The organism is Candidatus Pelagibacter sp. PS_17, assembly GCF_059417945.1.
The window spans coordinates 981290-1005774 of sequence record NZ_CM182073.1; the positions used below are offsets into that span (position 1 = coordinate 981290).

Here is a 24485-nt window from a genome sequence, read left to right on the forward strand (position 1 = left end):
AAATCTAGATTTACATTGATATTATATACATTATATAATCATAGGATAATGAAAAAAATTTTAATAACTTCACTAATAAGTTTAATGTTAGCAACAAATGTGAGTGCTGATACAGACGGTGAAAACAACTTATCTAAAAAAAATTCTGGTGAAGTTAAAGACTGTTTTGAAAATGTAAATAGAGCAACTTTTAAATTTAACCAAGTGTTAGATGGTGTTATTTTTGAACCTGTTGCAAAAGCTTATAGAATTTTACCCTCTCCAGTTAGAGCTGGGACAGGTAATGCTTTAGACAATCTCTCTACACTTGTAACAATACCTAATAATATTCTCCAAGGAGAATTTAAAAAAGCTGGAGTTAACACAGGTAGATTTATTGTTAATACAACAGTTGGAGTTGTTGGAATATTTGATGTGGCTGAAAAAATTGGTTTTCCAGAGTATGAAAAAGAAGATTATGGCCAAACACTTGGTGTAATGGGTGTTGGTCCAGGATGTTATCTTGTTCTACCTGTTTTAGGACCATCCACTGTTAGAGACACAGCTGGATCATTTGCAAATATATTAGGCGGAGATGCTTGGTATAACGTTACTGTAGCTAATGATACTCAGCATTTTTCTGACTTTGATTATTATGCATCAAGAGCAAGTTCTGGGATAGATTTTAGAGCAAAAAATATAGACTCGTTTGAAAACTTGGAAAAAAATTCAATAGATTTTTATGCTTCAGTTAGAAGTTTATATTTGCAAGATAGACAACAAAAAATAGCTAACTCTAATGCAATAACTGAAACCCAAAACGATAGTGATTGGGAAGAAATAGAAGCTCAATAATTTATAAAACTTAATGAGATTAAAAAAGTTTTTAATATTCACCTTCTTCATAATTAACTTTATTGGTATTAATCAATCATATTCAATTGAACCAGATGTATTTGTTCAATCAACTGTGAATAGAGCTTCTGAGGCCTTAAATAACAAATATTCAAAAGAAGAAAAAATAGAAAAGCTAAAACAAATTGCAAGTGAAACAGTTGATATCAATGGTATTGGTTATTACACTTTAGGAGCTTATAGAAAAAATATAAGTGACAATGAAATAAATCAATATGAAATGCTTTTTGAACAATATTTTCTAAAAAGTTTTTCTAGTCGACTGGCTGAATACTCAAATCCAGAGATTGAAGTTATATCTAAAGAAAAATTAAATGAAAATTATACAATGGTATCTAGTATTTTAGTTGGAACAGAACAAAGGCCTGAGGTTAAAATTGATTGGAGAATTTATACAAAAAATCCAGAAAATCCTTTAATCAGAGATTTAATTATTGAAGGCTTAAGTCTAGCAAGAACTCAAAAGGAAGAGTTTTCTTCTATCATTCAAAGTAATGATGGGGATATCAATGCTCTTTTTTCTACTTTAAAAGAGTTTATTAAATAATCATCTATAAAAATAATTTTTGGTGGGCCCGCCAGGACTCGAACCTGGGACCAATACATTATGAGTGTACTGCTCTAACCAACTGAGCTACAGGCCCTAAAAATTAAGCTTTAATTATATTATAATGTAACCGATGTCTAGCATAGGTAAAAGATAATGAAAATGGTGGGACTGGTTGGTTACGCTCCAACTACCCCTGCAATGTCAATGCAGTACTCTACTATTGAGCTACAGTCCCTTTGAATTTTAACTTTCTAAAAAGCTTTTTAACTGTTTGGATCTGCTTGGGTGTTTTAATTTTCTTAAAGCTTTAGCTTCTATCTGTCTAATACGCTCTCTTGTTACAGAAAACTGAAGACCCACTTCTTCAAGAGTATGGTCTGTATTCATTCCAACACCAAATCTCATTCTAAGAACTCTTTCTTCTCTTGGTGTTAAAGTTGATAAAATTTTAGTCGTAGCTTCACTTAGATTAGATTTAATAGCTTGTTCTAAAGGTGCTAATGCTTTTGTATCTTCGATAAAATCACCCAAACTACTATCTTCTTCATCTCCAACTGGTTTTTCAAGAGATACTGGTTCTTTTGATATTTTTAAAACTTTTCTAACTTTATCTAAAGGCATTCTTAATTTTTGTGCAAGCTCTTCAGGTGTAGCTTCTCTACCAAACTCACTTAAAATTAATCTTTGGGTTCTTACAATTTTATTAATAGTTTCAATCATATGAACTGGAATTCTAATCGTTCGCGCTTGGTCAGCAATAGATCTGGTGATTGCTTGTCTAATCCACCAAGTGGCATATGTTGAAAATTTATAACCCCTTCTGTATTCAAACTTATCTACAGCTTTCATAAGACCGATATTTCCTTCTTGAATAAGATCTAGAAACTGAAGTCCTCTATTTGTATATTTTTTTGCAATTGAAATTACCAATCTTAAGTTTGCTTCAACCATTTCTTTTTTTGCAATTCTAGATTCTTTTTCACCTTTTTGAACTCTACTAACTATTTTTTTATAATCAGTTACTGAAATTCCAAGTTTATGACTAATCTCAATTAATCTCTCTCTTATGTTTTTAAATTCATCTTTATTTTTTGAAAAAAACTGTTTCCACATGGGGTTAGTATCCAAGAACTTTTTAAGATTTGGATTAATTTCATTGCCAATATAAAACTTAATGAATTCATTTCTTGGAATTTTTTGATCCATTGCCAACCTTAAAAGATTTCCTTCTAGTGAAACAATTTTTTTATTTTCCACATAGTGTTTTTGAACCAATTCCTCTAATACAGAGGGTGACAATTGTAATGATTTAATATTTTCTAAAATATCACTTACAATTTTATCATGTCCTTTTTCTTTAGCAGCTGAGAAACTTACTGCATTTAAAATACAATCAAGTTTTTCTTTTTGATACTTGATTAATTTTGCATATTCTTTTGTTAAAGTATTAACAGTTTTTAAAACTTTTGGTTTGATTTCAGTTTCCATTGCTGCAAGCGTTGGATTAAACTCATCATCGTCTCCATTATTCTCTTCATTTTTATCAGTTTCCCCAGAATTTCTTTGTTTAGCACTTGGACCTGTATTTTCGTCTTCCATGTAGTTAGTATCAATATCGATAATTTCTCTAACTAATATTTCATCACTTTGAAGTTTTTCATCCCATTCTACAAATTGTTGTGCAGTAATTGGGCTTTGTGCTAATGCGATAAGCATTACATCTTTTCCAGCTTCTATTCTTTTTGCAATTGCAATTTCACCTTCACGAGACAAGAGTTCTACTCCACCCATCTCTCTTAAATACATTCTTATAGGGTCATCACTTTTCTCAATTGTCTTGCCTTCTTCTTTAGATGAATTTTCTTTTTTTCTTAAAACTTTAAAGTCAGATTTTTTTTCAACCAATGCTACACTCTCATCAAGAATGTACATGAAGGCTTGTTCTAAATTTTCGTCTGAAAGATTTCTTTTACCTAATGATTTATTCAGCTCATCAAAAGTTATAAATCCTCTATGGGTTCCACGACCCATAAGTCTAGCAAATGATTTTGTAATTATTCTTTCCACAATAGTATATTTGAGAAGACTTATATAAGCCCAATTTGAGAAAAATCCACGTATTTTTTGAAGGATTTAATTGATGTTTTTTTGTTTTTTTAGCTCTCTTATTTCGTTGAAAGTGCTTTCGCTTAAATCTTTAGAAAACTTCGACTCGAGCTCTTCAATCCTAAACTCTAAATCGTAGTTTTTGAGGTCTCTAGAAACTTCGTCTAATAATTCAAACATTTTATTCTGATCATTTTGGTGATTATTTAGAATATGTTTTATTGAGGCAAATTTAAAGATTTTTTCAGTTAATTGAGGGTCAATTGGAATTTGATCTAAGGTAAGTTTTTCTCCACTCTTTAGTTTAGTTATCAAAGTTTCAAGGATTAATTTATTTTCTTCACTAAATAGATTTATATTTTCAATCATGTGAATATTTTCTTGAAATAAATCCAAGTTGTTCATTATTAAATAAAGCAATGAAAATTCTTTAAGCTCAACACCGCTCAATAATTTACTTTCGTTAAAGTGTTTTTGAGTAGACTGTAATGACTTAACTTTTTTAGTATAAAATTGTTTTTTTCCGATATTGCTATGTGGGGTTAAGGATGAAATTTTCTCCAAGAAAAACTCTAGTACATATTTTTTTATGAAATCATCTTTTATGGTTGCAGCAATAGCTCTTAATTTTTTTTCAAAAATAGCCATTGATGAAGGATTGTTATCAGTTTGTTGTTTATAATGGTTAAATATAAACTGATGAATTGAAATTTTTGCCTGTTTTGTAAAATCAATAAAATTTGCTTTACCATTTTTATTTGCATAACTATCGGGGTCTTCTCCATCTGGTAAAAAAAGAAACGAGATTTGTTTTTCTGGTTGTAACTCTTTAATTGAATTTTCTGCTGCTCTAAGAGCTGCTTTGTATCCACTTTCATCACCATCAAAACAAATAATGATATCTTCAAAGAATTGGTTAAGCATTAAAATTTGACGATCCGTTAAAGAAGTTCCAAGATTTGCCACAACATTTTCAATTCCATTTTTACTTAAACCAACTACATCCATATATCCCTCAACTAAATATACATGATCTATTTTATTAGATAATCTTCTAGCTAAATCTAAATTATATAAGTTAGAACCCTTTTTAAAAAAAGGTGTTTCAGGAGAATTAATATATTTTGCTGAATAACTATTTTCCTGGATGGTTCTTCCTCCTAATCCAATAGGTTGACCTGAAATATTGTTAATTGGAAATATTATTCTATCTCGAAATCTTTCAACGTATGTATTCTTTTTTTCATCTAAATAAAAAAGACCACTTTCAACTAAAACTTTTTCACTAAATTCATCTTTTAATTTTTCATAAAAATTTGAGTTTCTTTCAACAAAACCTATTTTAAAATTTTTAACTTCATCTTTACTAAGGTTTCTTTTCTTTAAATATTCTCTTGCAATAGTTAAGCTTTCATTCTTTAAAATTTCATCATGATAAAATTGAACATATTGATTGTAGATTGAGCAATATTCTTGCCAATTTTTTTCACGCTCTTCATCTTGCTTTGAAAATGTGTAAGGTCTCATACCTGCAAGATTTGCTAATGATTTTACCGCTTCTCCAAATTTCAAATTTTGAGTTTTCATTACAAAATCAAAAATATTTCCATGTTCCGATGTTGCAAAACAATGATAAAATTCCTTCTCATCATTAACTGTAAATGAAGGTGTTTTTTCAGTTTTAAAGGGTGATAAACCTACAAATTCTTTGCCTCTTTTTTTTAGACTGACAGACTTTGATACAACTGTCGAAACCTTTAAACGAGTTTTAATTTCGTCCAAATACTCTTTTGGGTATTTCATTATTTATTTAATAGTTCTTTTAGCAAAGGTCCAGCTTTAGCAAAATCTAGATTGTCAGGGTATGACTTCTTTAATTCACCCATTACTTTACCCATGTCTTTAATTGATGCAGCACCCAATTTACTTATTGTATCTACACATATTTTTTTAGTTTCTTCATCACTTAACTGCTGTGGCAAAAAACTAGATAAAAGATCAAATTCATTTTGCTCAACTTCTAACAAATCCATTCTTTCATTCTTTTTATAGATCTCTATTGATTCGGTTCTTTGCTTAATCATTTTCTTTAAAAGTTTTTTTATATCATCATCGTCTGTTTCTTTTATGTTGGCTCCAGATCGATTGACAATATCAAGATCTTTTATTCCAGATAAAATTAACCTGTAGGTTGAGATTTCAACCTTATTTTTTGATTTTAGAGAATTTTTATAGTTAGTTTCTATTTTTTCTTTCAATGTCATAATATTTTTTAATCTACTGCAAAGTGAAAATTCTTCAAAAGAAAAATTGTTTTTTTATAATTTTATAATACATCTCTGTTGCGATAATTAGGGTTTTATTGTATTAACCTTTAACTCATGAGTTGTAATTGATCAAAAAAGCAAAAAAAATTAGCTCTAACAAAATCTCACAGATTCACACAGGCGTTTTAGTTCTTGAAAATAAAACTATCTTTAAAGGAGTTGGTATTGGCTATCAAGGAACAGCAACAGGTGAAGTATGTTTCAATACTTCTCTAACTGGTTATCAAGAAATCATTTCAGATCCCTCTTACGCTGGACAAATTATCAATTTTACCTTCCCTCACGTTGGTAACGTTGGAACTAATAAAGAAGATTTAGAGTCTGATAAAGTTTGGACCAAAGGTGTAATTTTTAACTCTGAAATAACAAGTCCTTCTAACTATAGATCTTTAGCTAATTTAGACCTGTGGTTAAAAAAAAATAAAATTGTTGGGATCACTGGTTTAGATACAAGAGGCTTGACTAATTATATTAGAGATAAGGGAGCCCCAAAAGGTACTATTTCTTTTTCTAATAAAGGTAATTTCAATATTAGCAAATTAGCAAATATCACAGCAAAATGGAGTGGATTAAATAATTTAGATTTAGCAGAACAAGTAACTACTAAAAAAAATTATATTTGGTCAGGTTTTAGAACTTGGAAAAAAGAAACTGGTTATTTAAAAAATAAGAAAAGTTCATTACATGTTGTTGCAATTGACTATGGGATAAAGAAAAATATTTTAAGATATTTCTCAGATCTTAATTGTAAAGTAACAGTGGTTTCGTGCAAAACGAGTGCAAAAGACATACTTAAATTAAAGCCAAATGGGATCTTTTTATCTAATGGCCCTGGTGACCCTGCAGCAACTGGTAAATATGCAATTGAAATCATTAAAGAGTTAATCAAAAATAATTTACCTATTTTTGGTATTTGTCTTGGTCATCAAATTCTAGCTCTAACACTAGGTGCAAAAACTAAAAAAATGAAACTAGGTCATAGAGGTGCTAACCATCCAGTTAAAAATTTGATTAAAGACAATGTTGAAATCACTAGTCAAAACCATGGCTTTGAAATTGTAAGAGCATCATTGCCAAAAAATATTGAAGTCACTCACAAATCTTTATTTGATAATTGTATTGAAGGAATTAGATTAAAAAATAAACCTGTTTTTTCTGTTCAATATCACCCTGAATCAAATCCAGGACCGCAAGATAGTGTTTACTTATTTGAAGAATTTATTAACAACATAAAAAAAAATGCCAAAAAGAAAAGATCTTAAAACTATATTAGTCGTTGGTGCTGGACCCATTATCATAGGTCAAGCTTGTGAGTTTGACTACTCAGGAACACAAGCCTGTAAAGCCCTTAAAGATGAAGGTTATAAAGTTATTTTAATTAACTCTAACCCAGCAACGATCATGACAGATCCTGGTGTTGCAGATAAAACTTATATTGAGCCAATAACGTTAGAGGTATTAGAAAAAATTCTAAAAAAAGAAAAACCAGATGCAATTTTACCAACAATGGGTGGCCAAACTGCTTTAAATTTAGCAATGGAGGCGGAAAAAAAGGGAATTCTTAAAAAATATAAAATCGAGTTAATTGGAGCTAATTCAAAAGCGATCTCTAATGCAGAGGACAGAAAAAAATTCAGAAAAAATATGTTAGATATTGGTTTGGACTTACCAAAATCTAAAGTGGTATCTCATATTAGAGATGCTGCAAAAGCTTTAAAACAAATTGGGTTGCCTGCAATCATTAGACCTGCTTTTACCTTGGGTGGTTTGGGTGGAGGAATTGCCAAAACTGAAAAAGAATATCTTAAAATAGTTAAAGATGGATTGCACGAGTCCCCTGTTAACCAAATTTTAATTGAAGAATGCCTTGAGGGTTGGAAAGAATTTGAAATGGAGGTTGTCAGAGATAAAAAAGACAACTGTATTATTATTTGTTCTATTGAAAATATTGATCCAATGGGAATTCACACAGGAGATTCGATTACCGTTGCACCCGCTCTAACACTCACAGATAAAGAATATCAAGTTATGAGAAATGCCTCAATTGCTTGTCTTAGAAAAATTGGAGTAGAAACAGGTGGATCAAATGTTCAATTTGCAATCAATCCAAAAGACGGCAGAATGGTTATTATTGAAATGAACCCAAGAGTGTCACGTTCATCTGCTCTTGCATCTAAAGCAACTGGATTTCCAATTGCAAAAGTTGCAGCAAAACTAGCAGTTGGTTACACCCTTGATGAATTAAAAAATGAAATTACTAAAACAACGCCTGCTTCTTTTGAACCTAGTATTGATTACGTCGTAACTAAAATACCAAGATTTACCTTTGAAAAATTCTCAACATCTGAGGCGGTTCTTGGAACATCAATGAAGTCAGTTGGTGAAGCAATGGCAATTGGGAGAAACTTTAAAGAATCTCTTCAAAAAGCATTGGTTTCTCTTGAAATTGGCTTTTCAGGTTTAGATCGTATTTTTCCATTAAACAAAAAACAAATTGAAAAAGAATTAAAAAAAAATATTCCAAACAGAATATTATTAGCTGCTGAAGCGTTTAGAAAAAAAATAAATCTTAAAAGAATTCACCAACTTTGCAAAATAGACCCTTGGTTTTTACAGCAAATAAAGGAAATTGTTGATGAAGAAAATAAGATACAAAAAAAAGGGCTTCCTAAAGACTATAATGAGTTTAACAGAATTAAATCAATAGGTTTTTCTGATAAAAAATTATCTGAAATCACTAAAATTCCTGAAGACCTTGTTAGAAAAAAAAGAACTGCTTTAAAAGTATTACCCGTTTACAAAAAAGTAGATACCTGTGCTGCTGAATTTAAATCATTCACTCCTTATATGTACTCAACCTACCAAAGAAATTATGCTTTAAACTCAGAATGTGAGGCAGAACCTTCTTCAAGAAAAAAAATTATAATCTTGGGTGGTGGACCAAACCGTATAGGCCAAGGTATTGAGTTTGATTATTGTTGTTGCCAAGCGAGTTATGCTCTTAAAGATAGTGGTTTTGAAACTATAATGATTAACTGTAATCCAGAGACGGTTTCAACAGACTACGACACAAGTGACCGACTTTATTTTGAACCTCTTAAAGAAGAGTATGTTTATAATATTATTAAAAAAGAACAGCAAAAAGGAAACCTTGTGGGGATCATCGCTCAATTTGGTGGGCAAACTCCTATAAGACTCGCAAAGTTTTTACATGACAACAAACTTCCAATTTTAGGTACGCAGTACACCTCAATAGATCTTGCTGAAGATAGAGATAGATTTAGAAAGTTACTTGATAGATTAAAATTAAAACAAGCAGAAAGTGGTATTGCCAAAACTTACAAACAAGCCATTCAAATTGCTGAAAAAATTGGACTGCCTTTAATGGTTAGACCTTCTTATGTCTTAGGTGGAAGAGCAATGGAAATTGTTCATGAGAAAAGCCAATTAAAAAATTTTGTAGAAGAAGCATTTAAAGCTGCGGAAGATAATCCGATATTAATAGATAAGTTTATTAGTCATGCTATGGAAGTTGATGTTGATGCGATATCTGATGGTAAGCAAGTATTTGTTGCAGGTATCATGCAGCATATTGAAGAAGCGGGTATTCACTCAGGAGATTCTGCTTGTTGTCTGCCTCCTGTATCTATTAAACCTAAACTAATTTCTGAAATAGAAATTCAAACTAAAAAATTAGCTCTAGCATTAAATGTTAAAGGTTTTATGAACATTCAATTTGCCATTAAAAATGATGAAATTTATGTAATTGAAGTAAATCCAAGAGCAAGTAGAACGGTTCCTTTTGTATCTAAAGCAAAAGGTCTTCCTCTTGCTAAAATTGCATCACGTGTAATGGCTGGTGAAAAATTATCTAAATTTAACTTAAAAGGTAAAAACAAAAACCTGTTTGCAGTTAAAGAGGCTGTATTTCCTTTCAATAAATTCCCAAATAGTGACTTATTGTTAGGACCTGAGATGAAATCAACAGGTGAAGTAATGGGATTTGATAAAGATTTTGGCATGGCTTACGCAAAAAGCCAAATTGCTGCTTCAAACTCATTGCCCACTAAAGGTCTAGCATTTATCTCTCTAAAAGATGGTCATAAAGATGAAGGTGTAGATCTTGCAAAACAATTAATAAAATTAAATTTCACTTTATGTGGCACTGGTGGAACTGCTGATTACATTCGTAAACATGGAATAAAGTGTAAAACAATAAACAAGGTAAGCGGAGGCTCACCTCACATTGTTGATGTACTAAATTCTAAAAAAATTGCACTTGTAATTAATACAGGTGGTGGAAATAGTGAGCATCGTCTTCATGACGCAATGGCTTTAAGAAGAGCAACCCTAGGTAATAAAGTTCCTTATTGTACAAACATGTCTACTGCTCAAGCTTGCTTGATGGGGATTAGATCTTTAAAAACAAAAGAGATTACAGTAACTGCACTTCAAGATATTTAATGTGAAGACAGTCCAGTATTTGCAATACTAAAAATCATATCTTCGTAACTCATATCAAGGTTTAGAACACACGATCTATAGAAATAACCTTTTCTAAGACCCGGCATTAAATTTGCTTCTATAAAATGAGGAACCCCTAAGTGATCCATTTTAATATCTATTCTACCTAAAGATTTTCCACCTAAGGCTTTAAATGAATCTTTTGCAAGTTTTAAAAGTTTGTCTGAAAAATATTAAATTAAAAGATTTTCTTTAAATTAATCGTTGCTTCATCAAAAGTATTTGGTTTTAAGGCATCTTGATTATTTAATTTAAAATCAATTTCAAAATCATCGATATTTTTACTTATCTTATACTCAGATCCTAAATTTTCTGAGCCTACTAATTTAAAAGCATAGTTAGTTTTTCTGTTAGGTAAATATCCTATCGCTAAATGTATTTTATCAGTATGACCCGTGCCTAATGCTTGATTTCTCTCATAAATTAAAAAGATACTAAAACTATCAGGTAAAATTATATCTATACCTAATTCACCATTTAAATTGTGTAAAGCACCTGAATTTAGTTTGGTATCAAATTCACCACTTGTTGCATCAGAGACGTAAGAATACTTTATATTAGAAGAACGATTTAAGTTTGCTTTGTATTCTAATTTTCCATGCTTTCTAATTGTATATTTTTCATTTTCTAATTCATCAATTGCAGCAATTGAAAGCCTTGCATTTCTTGATTGAATGCCTTGCTTTTTAAATTTCATAGCAGTGTTACCACTTTCTTGATAGCTATCTAACCGGGTATAACCAAGGTCTATTTGTCCAGAAGGAATTAGAATTAAATTATTTTTCTTAATCTCATCTTTTAATTTAATTGTTCCATATATTTGTCTACCTTTTCTATCAGCGGTTACACGTTTACCATCAAGTACTGACAAAATATCAGAGTTGAGGATACCCACTCCAAAAACAGTGTCTATAAATTTTGTATCATCTTCAATTGGGGATGAGGAATAGTGGGTTAAATTATAAGTATTCGTATCTAAATTACTTCCAGCTGAACCAACTTTAACATCATTTTTACCAAATCTAAAAGCAAGTCCACTAATGCCATTATTTTTGGTAAATTTATCCACTCCAACTGTAATTGCATCAGTTTTAATTTTTTTAAATGAAGAAACATTTGTCTCTCCAACTCTACCAACAGCAATACTTCCTTCACTCCAATAAAATACGTCTTGTTGTTTTTCCTCTTTTTTCTTTGTAGTAGCTGAGGTTTTTACAACTTTTGTCAAAGAGGCAAGCATTTGATTGGTAAAATTAAGATCTAAATTAAGATTTGTAAGGTTTTGATTATCTTTATTTCTTCTAATCCATTTTAATCTATTTAAAGCAGTGTCCGTTGAGTGCTCAATAGTTCTTGTTGCAACTTCTATTTGTGCAATAGCTATTCCAGTTCTGACACTATTTTCTGTAACTGGAGGACAATTTCCTTCAATAATGTTAAAAGGACAAACTAAATTAAATTCAAATATCGAACTAGTGGTGTCATGACCAATATACATTTTTAAGCCACTTGAACTGAATGAAATTCCTCTTGGTTGAGTTAATAAGTTCCCAGATATAGATTTTATTTCAACACTACCATCTATAGTAAAAGAGGACGTATCATACGCTGAACCTAATGAAATTTGAGTAACATTATATCCATTATGACTGACAACAAAAATTCTTTTTCCATTATTGCTAAATCTCATTGTATTTGGATTTACTACACCACTTCCGCTTAATGGAATTCCCGCACTTAAAACCAACGACAATGTTCTTAAATCGAATGGTATAGACAAGTTATATTCGTGCAATCTAGGTGATGCACCAGTATCATGAAATAATAAAAATAGTTTCGTTCCATCTTCATTAATTTCAAAACCTTGAAGTCTGTTGTTAGTTGTATTGCCACTACTATCTCCAGCATTACTATCGTTTTGTAACGCAGGAGTGTCGACAGTAGTAGTTTGGTAGACATAAGTACAAGTTGAAACGTCATACGGAGAAGTTAAATCAAATCTGAAAAGTATATCTCCATTTTTATCTGACGTGAATAATTTCATTCCATCATTACTAAATTCTAAATCATGTGCACTGTTTTCATCATGACCGTTGCTTCCACTCCCTAATTCACACCTTTCGTCATCTCCTGCATAAGTTCTTGTAGAGATATCATATGGTGTAGACAAGTTGTATTCGTGAACAAATTGAAAATCGGTAGCTGACCCACTGATTTCAGGTTTAAAATTATAAGTTGTGAACAATTTTGTTCCATCTTTATTAAAATGAATACCATTTATGGAACGACTTTGTTTATTTGAATCTCCAGGACCATCAAGGAATGCTTCGTTCTGCACATAAGTAACCATAGCTCCAAAGGAATTAGAGATGGGAAATATAAATAATAAAATTAAAATAAAGTTTTTTATAAATTTCATAAGATTAAAATGTTGCTGACAATTTAATACTCAGGTCTTTAAATTGTTTATTTACCAGTTCAACTATTCCAGCTTGTGCTTGCATCAAAATAAAAAATGATGACACAAGTGAACCGACAGCTAATTTTCTTAAAAAAAATACCATAATGAAAAATACTATATAAAATTTAATTTAGCGGTTTTTCAGTTCTTTTAAGTGCTCAAAACGGGCAGAAATTCTGATATTGAGTGCGTTTTATCGAGGATAAAATAATCTTCATCAAAAATTCAAATATATAAATTTTAATAAATCAAGATGCTTAATTTAATAAAAAAAAGTAAAAAATTAATTATAAAAGGTGCTCTTAAACTAAAGGTATTTTTAGTTTTATTTAGTTTATTTTTTTCATCACTAGCTTTAGCTGAACCTACATTTATTGCTAATCTTGATATCAGCGACGATGAAGGAAGCGCTACTGGGATAACATTTAAACCTGATGGTACCAAAATGTATATTACAGGAATTGGTGCTGATAAAATATTACAATATAATCTAACGACAGCTTTTGATATTACTTCAGCAGCTTTAGAAAAGTCAGTGCTTATAAGAACAGTAGAGGGTGCACCAGAAGATGTAAAATTTAATTCAGATGGAACTGTAATTTTTATTTTAGGAACTGGAGGTAATGGGATTGATAGATGGTCTTTAAGTACACCATATGATATTGGATCGATCACTGCAGCAGATACCACTTTTACTTCTATTGGTGGTGATCCAAGAGGACTTGCTTTTAATAATAATGGAACAAAAATGTTTGTTTTGAATCAGACAAATACGCGGGTAGAAGAATATAATCTTTCAACACCATATAACCCTGATACTAAAACTTTAACCAACACACTTACTAATGCAACAAGTAGTAATTTTCATCAGGGACTAGGTTTCAATGCTGATGGATCAAAAATGTTTGTAGTAAAATCAAGAGGTAGCTCTAACGCTGATAATAAAATTGATGAATACGCTTTATCTACTGCTTTCGATATATCAAGCTCAAGCGCAACATTAACTGGTACATTCTCACCAACTCATTCCAGTGATGAATACTTAAGTGGCATGGCTTTCAATGGTTCTGGAACAAAAATGTATCACATAAATTGGCGTGATGATGAAGTTCGAGAGTATAGCTTAAGCTGTCCTTTTAAAGTCACTAGTTCATCAACATGTGATGCACCACAAAAAAATAAAGATGTAAGGGGTGTAGTTGATGCACAAATTAATACTGCTAAAAATTTTGCAAAAGATTCAAGTCAGTCTGCTTTAAAAAGACTATCTATTTTAAGAGCGAATAAATACTACAACGCAAGTGCACAAAATATAGAGTTAAACTTTCAAAATGAATTATTAAAGAAAGTATCCAATAATGTTTTAAGTTCCGCACAAGCTAAATTAAACCCACTTCAAAAATTAGATCAAATTTTACCTAATGATTGGGAGGTATGGTCCGAAGGTAGCATTAGTTTTGGAAAAATTGGTGAGAGCTCCTTAAGTTCTGCTCAAGATATTGATAGCCTTGGTATAACTGTGGGTGTTGATACAAAAATGGATGATGACCAAATATTAGGAGTTGCTTTAAGAGTGGGTCAGACTGATGTTGATGTTGGAACCTTTGGTTCTAAAGTTGATACAAATGCATTAAGTTTATCTCTTTATGGAATTAACAGTTTAGAAAACAGTAATTTTTTAAAACACGTTTTTGGAGTTAGTTATTTAGATAGTGATATTGTAAGAAAATATGAAGGAAATACCGACATAAATACGGGTGACCGTGAAGGTAAGCAGGTTTTTGGTTCACTTAATTTTGGAAGAGAGTATGAAAATGGTGATTTAATTATTACTCCAACAGGTCGTATCGATGGAAGTTATACAGCACTTAATGGTTATACAGAAAGTGGCAGCGCTGCAGCACTTAGTTATAATGATCAAGACATTAAATCTTTAATGGCTTCTTTAGGAGTATTAATAGACCAAGATGTTGATCTAGAAAATTCAACTGTAAGATCTAGAATTAATCTTGAATACAGTAAAGAGTTTGCCTCAAGCTCTAAGGTGGTAACAAGCTACGTATCAAACAGTGAAAGTTTTGAATATCAAGCTGATAACAAAAATAGAGATATATACACAGCAGGACTTGGTTTAGATTTTAAGCATGACCAAGGGTTAATAATTAGTACTGATTACGAAAGACAGCAAATCAAGGGTCATGGTTATATTAATAAATTTACATTATCAGCAGGCTTTTTATATAGAAAAGAAACAGAGTTTGCACTTGGTCTTGATGAAGAAATGACTTCGAGCTTTAAAATTTCTAAAGCACTAGGTGTATTTGATTTAGAATTTGATTTAGAAAATAATTTTTCAAATCAAGAAAATCATAATGCTAACTTATCTATATTAAGTAAATTTTAATGAGTAAAATAAAAATAGTTTTCTACTTAGCTTTAGCTTTTATTTTTTATAAAGGCTTTGTTGCATTTCAAAATTTTGAAATTGGTGTTGATGACAGGGTTGCAGCTATAGAAGAAAAAGCAGATTTTGAAAAAGAAGGTGAAGTAATTGGTCTCATGATGTATTTAGGTGACCCACCAGAGTTATATGAACATTTATTAACTAAGAATAAATCTAGATGTTTAGAAATGAAACAAACAGCAGAAGAGAGCTCCTCTGCATACTATGAATGCGCAAGAGTGAACGCCGTCCTTATAGGTGGAAAAATTGTAAGCATTATTAATGAAATTGAAGTTATAGAATAATTATTAAATCAAAATTTATTTGAAATTTCTATATTTGTGCCATAGTCAGGTACATCACTTATAAAATTATAATTAGAGCTCATCTTTAAATCAAATCCATTTATGTTATTCTTATATGAGAAACTAGTATTTTCAAAATTATTCAAATCAAATACAAATTTCATTGCGTCTATTGGAACATACCCTACAGATAAATAAATGTCATTACTATAACCTTTTCCATTAGATTGAAGTCTCTCAAAATTTCCAACGAATGACCATCCTGTTATGGAAGTGACATCAAAACCGTACCCAATTCTAAGATTATGTTTGGACTTATTTTCTACATTATAATTGTAAACAGTACTTTGACTATTTAGATAATAAAATTCTGCATCTGATGATGGACTTAGATCAGTAATATATTCTAATCGACCATGGTGATTAATAATTTCATCTTCTTCTTTATCTGTATCTGTTTTATCTAAAAGGACACCAAGTGTTATTAATGCTGATTTAATATTTTGCTCTTTATAAAGTAGTGCATCAGCTAAACTATCTCCAACAACAGTTCTTTCTCTAAATGCTTTTAGTTTTGTGTACCCTAAATCTAATTTAATACCTGGATTGAGATTTAAATCTTCATCAACTATTCTTTTTCCAAAATTAAATGATCCATATATCTGTTGACCTTCTCGGTTTCCCTCTAAAATGTTACCATAAATAACCCTTTTTTGATCTATATCTAGTAAACTAACTCCAATTAATGCATCTGTAAAAACGTGATCATCTCTAAGTTTGGTATCATATAGGGCAAAACTATATGCATCTGTCTCTAATTTTGTTCCACTACTTCCAATATCAACATTATCGTTTGCATACTGAAAGACGTATCCATGCATAGCATCTCTGTCATCATCTTTAATTTTATCTGCACCAACTGAGATACCATAGCTGTGAAAATCTCTTGATGATGAATTTATAGATTTATTTTTACCCAAACTAACTCTACCTTCACTCCACTGAAACCAATCCTCACTCTCATAACTTCTATCAACTTCTTTTTTTGAGCTTTTAAGAGCACTAACTAATTTTGATATTTTTTCATTTGTAAAATCAATTTCTGCATTAAGATTTGAAAGATTGTCTTTGTTTTTATGTCTTCTTAACCATTCAATTCGGTGAAAGATTGGAAGCGTATTATTCTTAATTATACGTTTTGATAATTCGACATTTGCTTCAATGATTGCTTTAACATCATTATTATTTAAGGCATCAATACAAGTAATGGTACCAGCGCAAGCTAAACTATATTCAAAAATTTTATTTGTTGAAGCAGTAGAGCCAGCATCATTAGTAACAAACAACTTCGTAAAATTTGCTGTGAAAATAAAGCCTCTCATATGACTAACTCTGCTACCTAGCTCGTATTCAGTAGAAGTAGAAGAAATAGTTGTGATATCCCAAGGTGTACTTAGAGTGTATTTATGTATATTATTATTACCATCACCTGCGACATACAAAATTGACCCATCCGAATGCAATTGAATATTTCTCATTCCTCCGTCAGAAGAGCTGGCTAGACTGGCTGATAAAGAACCCACTGAAACTCCAGATCGAAGATCAAAAGGAGTTGTTAATATATATTCTCTTATTTTATCTTGAGTTTTTCCACCCACAAACATACGTGTTCCGTCAGGTTTAAATGTTAAAGTTCTTACTTGATCTTCATTGCCAACACCCGTTATGTCTACTTCAAATATTTTCTCACAATCCAATGTAGAAGTATCCCAAGCAGTTGTTAATTTAAATTGATAGACTGCAACTCCAGGATTTCCAGAGTGATCTTTGTTGGTAGTTATAAACATTCTTGTTCCATCAGGTTTAAATTCAATAGCGTGTGGTAACTGCATATCTGTACTACATGTTAATTTTGTTCCAGCTCCATCAACAAATGTTCTTGTTGCTGTACTTATATCGAATGGAGTGCTGAGCGAATATTGAACTATGTAGGCATCATGATTTGCAACACGATTTGTTATATACATTATGCTTCCGTCTGGTTTAAAGTTTATTCCTCTAACACCAGGTACATCTGTGGATAGTATTTTTTCTTTTTGAAATTCTAAAAAAGCAAAAGCATTAGAATAAAATAATGCTAAAAAGCTAAATACAAAAAATGATGTTTTGAGAATTTTTTTCACCTTAGCAGATTAATGAAATTAGGATAAATACAACCGTGTTGGTGCCCAAATCGAATTAAATTTGTTAGCTATAATATCATTTTAGAGTTTTCTCACATGTCGTGTTGACAACTGATCAAAATGGGTGGAAAAAACAACTTGTAAGACTTTAATAGAAATCATGATTAAAATTACAAATAAAACTAATGAAGAACAAATCTTCAAAATTATTAATGAAAATTTTAGTCAGTTAGCACCCTCATATTATTCGTTGGTAACTCATTGGTTTATTAATGCTTATAAAAATTTTAAAGGTATCGATAAGTATATAATTTTAATTTATCTGATTAATAAAGACTTTATTCACTATAGAAAAAATGGACTAATGGTTGATTATGATACGTTTTATAAGGATAAAACACTAGAAATTCCAAATATTAATATTTCAGATATTGCAAGAGACCTTCTTATACCTAAGGAAAATGTAAGAAGAAAAATATCTGAATTAGAGAAAAAAGGTATTATTAAAAGAGCAGGAAAAAAGATCTTTATTGAAAGACCTGGCTTTATACAAACAAAAGCTAATATAACTTTAAAAGATTTTAGTAGTTTGGTTTCTACGTTTAGTGAAATTTTAAAAGATAAAAAAATAATTAAAGAACCTTTAAACACAGATCAAATTTCAAATTTAATTAAAGAAAATTTTTCTTTTTGTTGGTATCAATTTTACAAATTTTTATTCATATTTTCTAACCGTTGGAAAACAGATACTAAAACTCAGGATTTAGAAACAATATGTGTGGGATTAATTGTAATGATTAATACTGTTCAAAATAGGGGTTTCAAAGACAAGAATTTAGATAGACAAAAATATTTTAAAGCAGTTCAAAAATCTAATCACATTGGTATTAACGCATTTTCTATAGCTGATATTACGGGAATTCCAAGGGCTACCGTTGTAAGAAAATTACAATTTTTAATCGAAAACAAATTTTTAAATATTAGTGAAAAAAAACTTTATAACTTTGCTATGGGGACACAAACTAAACAATTTAAAGTGCTCACTAAATTACAAGATAAAAATATGAAAGCTTTGGGTAAATTTTTGTATAAGGTTTTTAATCAGATTAAAATAATAAACACTAATTAGATTTTCTTAAAATAAAAACAAAGATTACGGAGGTTGCCATCATTACTAATGCATAGGCAGCTGTGGGTACCATATAAATAATATTATCAAATAATTGAGTAGCAACAAAAACTGCTAGGGTTCCATTTTGCAAACCACATTCTAAAGAGATAGCTCTTTGTTGAGGTGTCCCTGATGCAAAAAATTTAGCAACATAAAATCCTATCACCATCATAGTTACATTTAATATTAAGGCTATTAAACCTGCTCGAGTTAAAAAGCTTACAATTTTATCCCACTCTTCAATATATATTGCAGCAAAAACAAGTAAAAATAATGCAATAGAAAATCTTTGAATAAACTTCAAATTTTTTATGACAAGGTCACCAGTAAAATGCCTGATAGTCATTCCAATTATTACTGGAACCGTAACTACAAAAAACATTTTTAAAGAAATGGATACCATTGTTATTTCTCTCTCAACATAGGTGATATCAAACAGATTAATTGAATTGATCACAATGAATGGCACTGTTACTATACTTAATAAGCTCATAACTGCTGTCAGTGATATTGATAGCGCTACATCACCCTCTGCAAATTTTGTAAGAACATTGGAGGTTACACCCCCTGGAGCAGCTGCAATTAGCATTACTCCTAAGGCCATTTCAATCGGCACACCTAAGGTAATGATAAGTAGATAGGCAACGATTGGTAAAACAATTAACTGACAAATAAAACCAATAAAAAAATCTTTAGGGTTTTTTGCAACTCTTAAAAAGTCATCTACTGTTAAAGAAGCTCCTAGTCCAAGCATAATAATAGCTAGAGCGATTGGAGCGATGTTGGTTACTATTTCCATTAATTTAATTTAAAATTACATGCATAGTTCCACCCATTTTGATCATTTGTCAACCCATTTTGGTCGGTTGTAAACAGGACAAGATAAATCCTAAAAAAAAACTACAAATATTAAAGTTAATTCGATTAAAGAACTAATAAAGATTTATTCTAAATACACTAAGATGCTTAAGAAATTATAAGATTTTTATCTTTTAAAAGATGGTGTTTAAAAAAAGCAAAAACTATCCAATTGATATTAAAGTAAGATCATCACTTAATTTTCCAGATTTAGAGCTGTCAATTATTTTTTTACTAATATCTGATAAGTGTTTCTTCGAATCTTTTGTGTAGTTATCTTCAATTATTTCAATTGAACCTTCAATACCTATTTCTTGTCCTTCAGCATTTAAACTTTCAGACAATCCATCTGTAAAAACATAAAATTTGTTTCCATTTAAAACTTGTTTATTAATTTTATAAATTGATTTATTTTTTTGGTGAATAACCCCCATCGGCGGCGCTTCACTATCAAAATTTTGGTATTTACCATTTTTGTCTCTAATGATAGCTGGTTGATGTCCCGCATTTACCCATGAAACTTCTTTGGTAATTAAATCATATTTTCCAAGAACACATGTCACAAACATGCCTGATGTTTTGGTGAGAAATAAATCGTTATTCATATGAAGCATCATTTCATCTGGATCTACCTGATCTCTTGACATGACTTCAAATAAAGTAGAGGCTTTTGCCATCACCATTCCAGCATGAACTCCCTTACCTGCTACATCTGCAATTATAAAATTAATACTATCATTATGGGGATAAAAACTAAAAAAATCACCTGAAACTTCTCTCGAAGCAATATTAATTCCTTGCACAGGATAATTTTGTAAATCTCTTTTTGGTAAAAAATTTTCTTGAACTTTTACAGCCAAATTTATTTCTTTGGAAATTCTACTTCGCCACTTTTCTTTTTCATTTTCGCTAACCTCAAGCTTGTTCATCAATTTATTATAATAAAGTCCTATTACCCCTCCTGCAGTGAAAGGATCTTGTGGGCCTCTAACAGAGAGATCTCCACTTTCAGACTGTTTTTCAAGGATTGAAATTAAATCATGTTCTACTGAAACTGCATTATGTTCAGCAATATTTAATCCTAATTCCTCTTGTAAAGGAGTTACTCTTAATGGATAAAAATAATTTAAAATTTTTAAAATAATATAAGATCCAAAAAATGCGAAAGCACCAATTGCTAATATTCCTATAACCTGGACTTCAATTTGCTCTAACCTTGTAAGTCCTGTTCCTAATTTTTCTAAATCACTGAACAAACCAACTGAAATAGTTCCCCATACACCTGCTCCTAAATGAACTGGCACTGCACCTACGACATCATCTATCTCATATTTGTTTAACAGTTCATTTATAAAAATTGCTACGATTGCACCAATAATACCAACAAAAATTGCCGTAACTGATGTCATTGAATTACAACCAGCTGTTATAGCAACCAATCCTGCAAGAGGACCTAATATTACATAAAATGGATCTGGTTTTTTAAATAATAAAAATGAAATACCTAGTCCAGTTAACAACCCAAAAGCAGCAGAAAGAAATGTATTTATCAATATTAATGGCACTGTTTCATCCATTGCTCCATTACTTCCGCCATTAAAACCAAACCAACCAAACCATAAAATTAAGGTTCCTAAAACGGCTAACGGAAAACTAGAGCCAGTAAATTTACCTTTATTAGACTCAGAATATTTACCAATTCTTGGCCCTAAAATTAATACAGCAGCAAGTGCAATCCATCCTCCAACAGAATGAACAATAGTGCTACCAGCAAAATCAACAAAACCAAGTTCTGTTAACCATCCAGTATTTTTAATTTCTCCCGTAACAGCCGATAACTGCATTACAGTATCATTCATATTATTTAGATAACTGGATGACCAGGCCCAATGACCAACAATTGGATAAATTATGCCAGTTGCAATTATCGTTATTATTAAATATCCATTAAATTTCATTCTTTCAGCCACAGCTCCAGAAACTATTGTTGCAGCAGTTGCAACAAACATGGCTTGGAACACAAAATATGTCATGTAATCAGCTTTTTCGGTTTTAAAGAAAAAAAGATCTGTTCCAAAAAAACCATTATAACTTGTCCCAAACATTAAGCCGAAACCAAAAATCCAAAAAACTACAACTGATAAACCAAAATCAGCAGCATTCTTAAGAGCAACGTTAATACTATTTTTGTGTCGTGAAAGACCAGTTTCCATACACATGAAACCAGCTTGCATGATGAAAACTAATATCGCACAATCAATAACCCAAAGAGTATCAACAAACGATTTTACAGATTCCAAACTAATACTTTCCATTTTCTATCAATTTATAAATATCATCTTTAAATTTATTTTAAAATTTATCAATCGTTATAGATGCGATTAATTAGCTAAAATTAATAATAACTCTTAAAATTTCTTATTTACCAATTGCAATAATTGTTAAATCATCATCAAGAATATCGTTATCTTTTTTAACACCATCTTCCACAATTTCTTTTTTTAAACTTTTTAAACGAATTTCTTCTGTCGCACTTGTTAATTCTTTTTGTAATGAAGAGTTTGTGTGTTTTAAAATTAATTCTTTTACACCATCAATTCCAATTTCTTGTTTATTTTCATCCAAGCATTCTGAAAATCCATCTGTAAAACAGTAAATTCGTCCACCATTTAATTTAAAGCTTTCTAATTGATAAACACTTTCATCTTTGTGCTTAATCACTGCCAAAGGCATTGAGCTTGAAGGATATTCTTTAAAATCTTTACCCACTTTTAATAAAGTTGGCTGATGTCCAGCATTTGCAATTTCAACTAAATCTGTTTTCAAATTATATCTTCCAACAATTGAAGTAATAAAGGTACCAACAGGATTAGTTTCTTTCAAATCATTATTCATCTCTAATAAAATTTCGTTAGGCTTAAATTTTTGCTTAGCGAAGATCTTAAATAAAGTAATAGCTTTTGCCATAACCATTCCTGCATTCACCCCTTTTCCTGAAACATCAGATAGGGTGAAATACACCTCATCATCATGAAGGTAAAAATCATAAAAATCTCCCGAGATTTCTCTTGCAGGAATATTTAATCCAAATATTGGATAGTTTTCTATATCTCTTTTTGGCATTAATCGTTGCTGAACATTCATTGCAAGTTTAATTTCTTTAGAAACTCTATTCTTCCATTTGTTTTTTTGCTTTTCACTTTGTTCCAATTTGTTCATTATGACATTATATTGCGTGCCAATAATTCCACTTTCAGTAAAAGGATCTTGTGGTGCGCGGCTTGAATAATTGTCTGATTTTGCTTGATTAGTTAATACCTCAAGTAATTCGTGCGTGTCCGTTGATGCATTGTGTTCTGAAATATTTAAACCAAGTTCTTCATGAATTTTACTTACTCTTAGAGGGAAAAATGAATTAATAGTTTTTAATATTAAATAAGAACCAATGAAACAAAAAGCACCAATTGAACTTATGCCAATTAGTTGAATATATATTTGTTCTAATCTTGTTTTTTCAACACCCATCAATTCAAAATTTGCAAACAAAGCAACTGCAATAGTTCCCCAAATTCCACATGCTAAGTGAACTGGTATTGCACTAACCACATCATCAATTTTAATTTTTTCAAGTAATACAATTGTTGAGCCTGAAATAATTCCACCAATACTTCCTATTATAATTGCATGAGTGGGATCAACATAAGCACAAGAAGCAGTTATTGAAACTAGTCCAGCAAGGGGACCCGTGATCATAAATAATGGCTCTGGTTTTTTTAAAACAATGATACCCATAACACTTGAGAAAATAAGTCCAAAGGATGCTGATAAAAAAGTATTAATTAAAATTAATGGAATTTTTAAATCCATTGCACCATTAGCACCTCCATTAAATCCAAACCAACCAAACCACAAAATTAAAGCACCTAAAGCTGCCATTGGTGTATTACTTCCTTGAAAAGATTTTTTTTTATCATCTTCTCTAAATCTTCCAGTACGGTTACCAACTACCAGTAATACTGATAAAGCAATCCATCCTCCTACAGAGTGTACAACGGATGCACCTGCAAAATCTAAATATCCTAATTGACCTAACCAACCAAATTTTTGATCAGGATTTTCAAAATTAAATGCCCAAGACCAGTGACCTACAATTGGATAAAAGAGGCCAGAAACTAATAATGTAATAATTATATATGAGAAAAACTTTAATCTTTCTGCAACTGCACCTGAGATAATAGTTGCAGCTGTTGCAACAAACATTGCTTGGAAGACAAAATATGTTTGATAGCCTGCAACCTTAGTGGTGAAGAAAAAAAATTTGGTACCAAACAGTCCTGATACACTGGTTCCATACATTAATGCGAAACCAAACGCCCAAAAAACTACAACAGATATTCCAAAGTCTGAAACATTTTTAAGGGCAACGTTAATACTGTTCTTGTTCCGAGACAAACCAGTCTCTAAACACATAAAGCCTGCCTGCATTAAAAAAACAAGGATTGCACAAATTAAAAGCCAAAAGGTATCTAAATTTGCTTGTAAGATTGCATCTAAGCGAAATTCTAATGCATTTAAAGCTCCCTTATTAGTAAGCTCTAATTGATTTATGTTGGACTGCAGCTTATTGAGCAATATCTGAGTATCAGCTGCAGTCATAATTTTA

16 protein-coding genes, 2 tRNA genes and 1 pseudogene are annotated in these 24485 nt (G+C 30.8%); 7 read left to right on the forward strand and 12 right to left on the reverse strand.

The genetic code is table 11. The features are described from left to right. Positions 1-48: 48 nt before the first annotated feature. Together AC5SML_RS05250 and AC5SML_RS05255 are read left to right on the forward strand one after the other, a co-directional pair. Positions 49-834 (forward strand): MlaA family lipoprotein, encoded by a 786-nt coding sequence (locus AC5SML_RS05250; protein ID WP_006997873.1) that lies wholly within the window; start codon positions 49-51, stop codon positions 832-834. Positions 835-847: 13 nt separating this feature from the next. Then, positions 848-1441, forward strand: coding sequence for a Tgt2/MlaC family protein (locus AC5SML_RS05255; RefSeq protein ID WP_494616979.1), 594 nt, complete (start codon positions 848-850; stop codon positions 1439-1441). 20 nt (positions 1442-1461) lie between these two features. Here the strand turns inward: AC5SML_RS05255 and AC5SML_RS05260 are convergent. The 5 genes from AC5SML_RS05260 to AC5SML_RS05280 form a co-directional block, all read right to left on the reverse strand. Further along, positions 1462-1538: transfer RNA gene (locus AC5SML_RS05260), tRNA-Ile, on the reverse strand. 66 nt (positions 1539-1604) lie between these two features. After that, positions 1605-1679, reverse strand: a tRNA-Val gene (locus tag AC5SML_RS05265). Positions 1680-1687: 8 nt separating this feature from the next. Beyond that, positions 1688-3511: an RNA polymerase sigma factor RpoD gene (gene rpoD / locus AC5SML_RS05270; protein ID WP_020169682.1), complete on the reverse strand. Its 1824-nt coding sequence runs from the start codon at positions 3509-3511 to the stop codon at positions 1688-1690. A 66-nt stretch (positions 3512-3577) separates the two neighbouring features. Next, on the reverse strand, positions 3578-5353 hold the full coding sequence (gene dnaG, locus AC5SML_RS05275) for a DNA primase (RefSeq protein ID WP_494616980.1): 1776 nt from the start codon (positions 5351-5353) through the stop codon (positions 3578-3580). Then, entirely contained in the window at positions 5353-5814 is a 462-nt protein-coding gene (locus tag AC5SML_RS05280; protein ID WP_006997869.1) for a GatB/YqeY domain-containing protein, read from the reverse strand. Before AC5SML_RS05280 ends, dnaG begins: the two co-directional genes overlap by 1 nt. Positions 5815-5942: 128 nt before the next feature. Between AC5SML_RS05280 and carA the strand changes: the two genes are divergently transcribed. Together carA and carB are read left to right on the forward strand one after the other, a co-directional pair. Then, positions 5943-7139 carry a glutamine-hydrolyzing carbamoyl-phosphate synthase small subunit gene (gene carA, locus AC5SML_RS05285; protein ID WP_494616981.1) on the forward strand — a complete coding sequence of 399 codons (1197 nt, stop codon included), beginning with the start codon at positions 5943-5945 and terminating at the stop codon, positions 7137-7139. Continuing rightward, positions 7117-10341 (forward strand): carbamoyl-phosphate synthase large subunit, encoded by a 3225-nt coding sequence (gene carB, locus AC5SML_RS05290; RefSeq protein WP_494616983.1) that lies wholly within the window; start codon positions 7117-7119, stop codon positions 10339-10341. Before carA ends, carB begins: the two co-directional genes overlap by 23 nt. Here the strand turns inward: carB and AC5SML_RS05295 are convergent. From AC5SML_RS05295 to AC5SML_RS05305, 3 genes and pseudogenes are all read right to left on the reverse strand, one after another. Next, positions 10338-10553: pseudogene (locus tag AC5SML_RS05295) on the reverse strand (D-alanine--D-alanine ligase); the annotation flags it as partial. The gene carB and the pseudogene AC5SML_RS05295 overlap by 4 nt on opposite strands. 26 nt (positions 10554-10579) lie before the next feature. Next, positions 10580-12820, reverse strand: coding sequence for an autotransporter outer membrane beta-barrel domain-containing protein (locus tag AC5SML_RS05300; protein WP_494616984.1), 2241 nt, complete (start codon positions 12818-12820; stop codon positions 10580-10582). A gap of 4 nt (positions 12821-12824) precedes the next feature. After that, the gene (locus AC5SML_RS05305; RefSeq protein ID WP_494616986.1) at positions 12825-12965 is read right to left on the reverse strand and encodes a hypothetical protein; all 141 of its coding nucleotides are present in this window, start codon (positions 12963-12965) and stop codon (positions 12825-12827) included. 150 nt (positions 12966-13115) lie between these two features. On the opposite strand from AC5SML_RS05305, the gene AC5SML_RS05310 reads away from it, so the two are divergent. Both AC5SML_RS05310 and AC5SML_RS05315 read left to right on the forward strand, forming a co-directional pair. Then, complete coding sequence (locus AC5SML_RS05310) at positions 13116-15266, forward strand: autotransporter domain-containing protein (protein WP_494616988.1); 2151 nt, start codon at positions 13116-13118, stop codon at positions 15264-15266. Beyond that, positions 15266-15610: a hypothetical protein gene (locus tag AC5SML_RS05315; protein ID WP_006997862.1), complete on the forward strand. Its 345-nt coding sequence runs from the start codon at positions 15266-15268 to the stop codon at positions 15608-15610. Before AC5SML_RS05310 ends, AC5SML_RS05315 begins: the two co-directional genes overlap by 1 nt. Positions 15611-15618: 8 nt before the next feature. Here AC5SML_RS05315 and AC5SML_RS05320 read toward each other — a convergent pair whose 3' ends face one another. Further along, positions 15619-17793, reverse strand: coding sequence for an autotransporter domain-containing protein (locus AC5SML_RS05320; protein ID WP_494616989.1), 2175 nt, complete (start codon positions 17791-17793; stop codon positions 15619-15621). A gap of 160 nt (positions 17794-17953) precedes the next feature. On the opposite strand from AC5SML_RS05320, the gene AC5SML_RS05325 reads away from it, so the two are divergent. Next, the gene (locus AC5SML_RS05325) at positions 17954-18922 is read left to right on the forward strand and encodes a MarR family transcriptional regulator (RefSeq protein WP_027307134.1); all 969 of its coding nucleotides are present in this window, start codon (positions 17954-17956) and stop codon (positions 18920-18922) included. On the opposite strand, the gene AC5SML_RS05330 is transcribed toward AC5SML_RS05325, so the two are convergent. From AC5SML_RS05330 to amt (AC5SML_RS05340), 3 genes are all read right to left on the reverse strand, one after another. Then, on the reverse strand, positions 18915-19763 hold the full coding sequence (locus AC5SML_RS05330; RefSeq protein WP_006997859.1) for a bile acid:sodium symporter family protein: 849 nt from the start codon (positions 19761-19763) through the stop codon (positions 18915-18917). The two genes, AC5SML_RS05325 and AC5SML_RS05330, sit on opposite strands and share 8 nt — an antisense overlap. Before the next feature lie 223 nt (positions 19764-19986). Continuing rightward, positions 19987-22122 (reverse strand): ammonium transporter, encoded by a 2136-nt coding sequence (gene amt / locus AC5SML_RS05335; RefSeq protein WP_011281440.1) that lies wholly within the window; start codon positions 22120-22122, stop codon positions 19987-19989. Between the two features lie 118 nt (positions 22123-22240). After that, positions 22241-24478, reverse strand: coding sequence for an ammonium transporter (gene amt, locus AC5SML_RS05340; protein ID WP_027307136.1), 2238 nt, complete (start codon positions 24476-24478; stop codon positions 22241-22243). Positions 24479-24485 lie beyond the last annotated feature (7 nt).

Excerpts from the sequence above, each read along its gene's own strand:
- AC5SML_RS05250 (WP_006997873.1), top strand. The coding sequence starts at position 49 with ATGAAAAAAATTTTAATAACTTCACTAATAAGTTTAATGTTAGCAACA.
- AC5SML_RS05255 (WP_494616979.1), top strand. The coding sequence starts at position 848 with ATGAGATTAAAAAAGTTTTTAATATTCACCTTCTTCATAATTAACTTT.
- dnaG (WP_494616980.1), bottom strand. The coding sequence starts at position 5,353 with ATGAAATACCCAAAAGAGTATTTGGACGAAATTAAAACTCGTTTAAAG.
- AC5SML_RS05280 (WP_006997869.1), bottom strand. The coding sequence starts at position 5,814 with ATGACATTGAAAGAAAAAATAGAAACTAACTATAAAAATTCTCTAAAA.
- carB (WP_494616983.1), top strand. The coding sequence starts at position 7,117 with ATGCCAAAAAGAAAAGATCTTAAAACTATATTAGTCGTTGGTGCTGGA.
- AC5SML_RS05300 (WP_494616984.1), bottom strand. The coding sequence starts at position 12,820 with ATGAAATTTATAAAAAACTTTATTTTAATTTTATTATTTATATTTCCC.
- AC5SML_RS05305 (WP_494616986.1), bottom strand. The coding sequence starts at position 12,965 with ATGGTATTTTTTTTAAGAAAATTAGCTGTCGGTTCACTTGTGTCATCA.
- AC5SML_RS05310 (WP_494616988.1), top strand. The coding sequence starts at position 13,116 with ATGCTTAATTTAATAAAAAAAAGTAAAAAATTAATTATAAAAGGTGCT.
- AC5SML_RS05315 (WP_006997862.1), top strand. The coding sequence starts at position 15,266 with ATGAGTAAAATAAAAATAGTTTTCTACTTAGCTTTAGCTTTTATTTTT.
- AC5SML_RS05325 (WP_027307134.1), top strand. The coding sequence starts at position 17,954 with ATGATTAAAATTACAAATAAAACTAATGAAGAACAAATCTTCAAAATT.
- AC5SML_RS05330 (WP_006997859.1), bottom strand. The coding sequence starts at position 19,763 with ATGGAAATAGTAACCAACATCGCTCCAATCGCTCTAGCTATTATTATG.
- amt (WP_027307136.1), bottom strand. The coding sequence starts at position 24,478 with ATGACTGCAGCTGATACTCAGATATTGCTCAATAAGCTGCAGTCCAAC.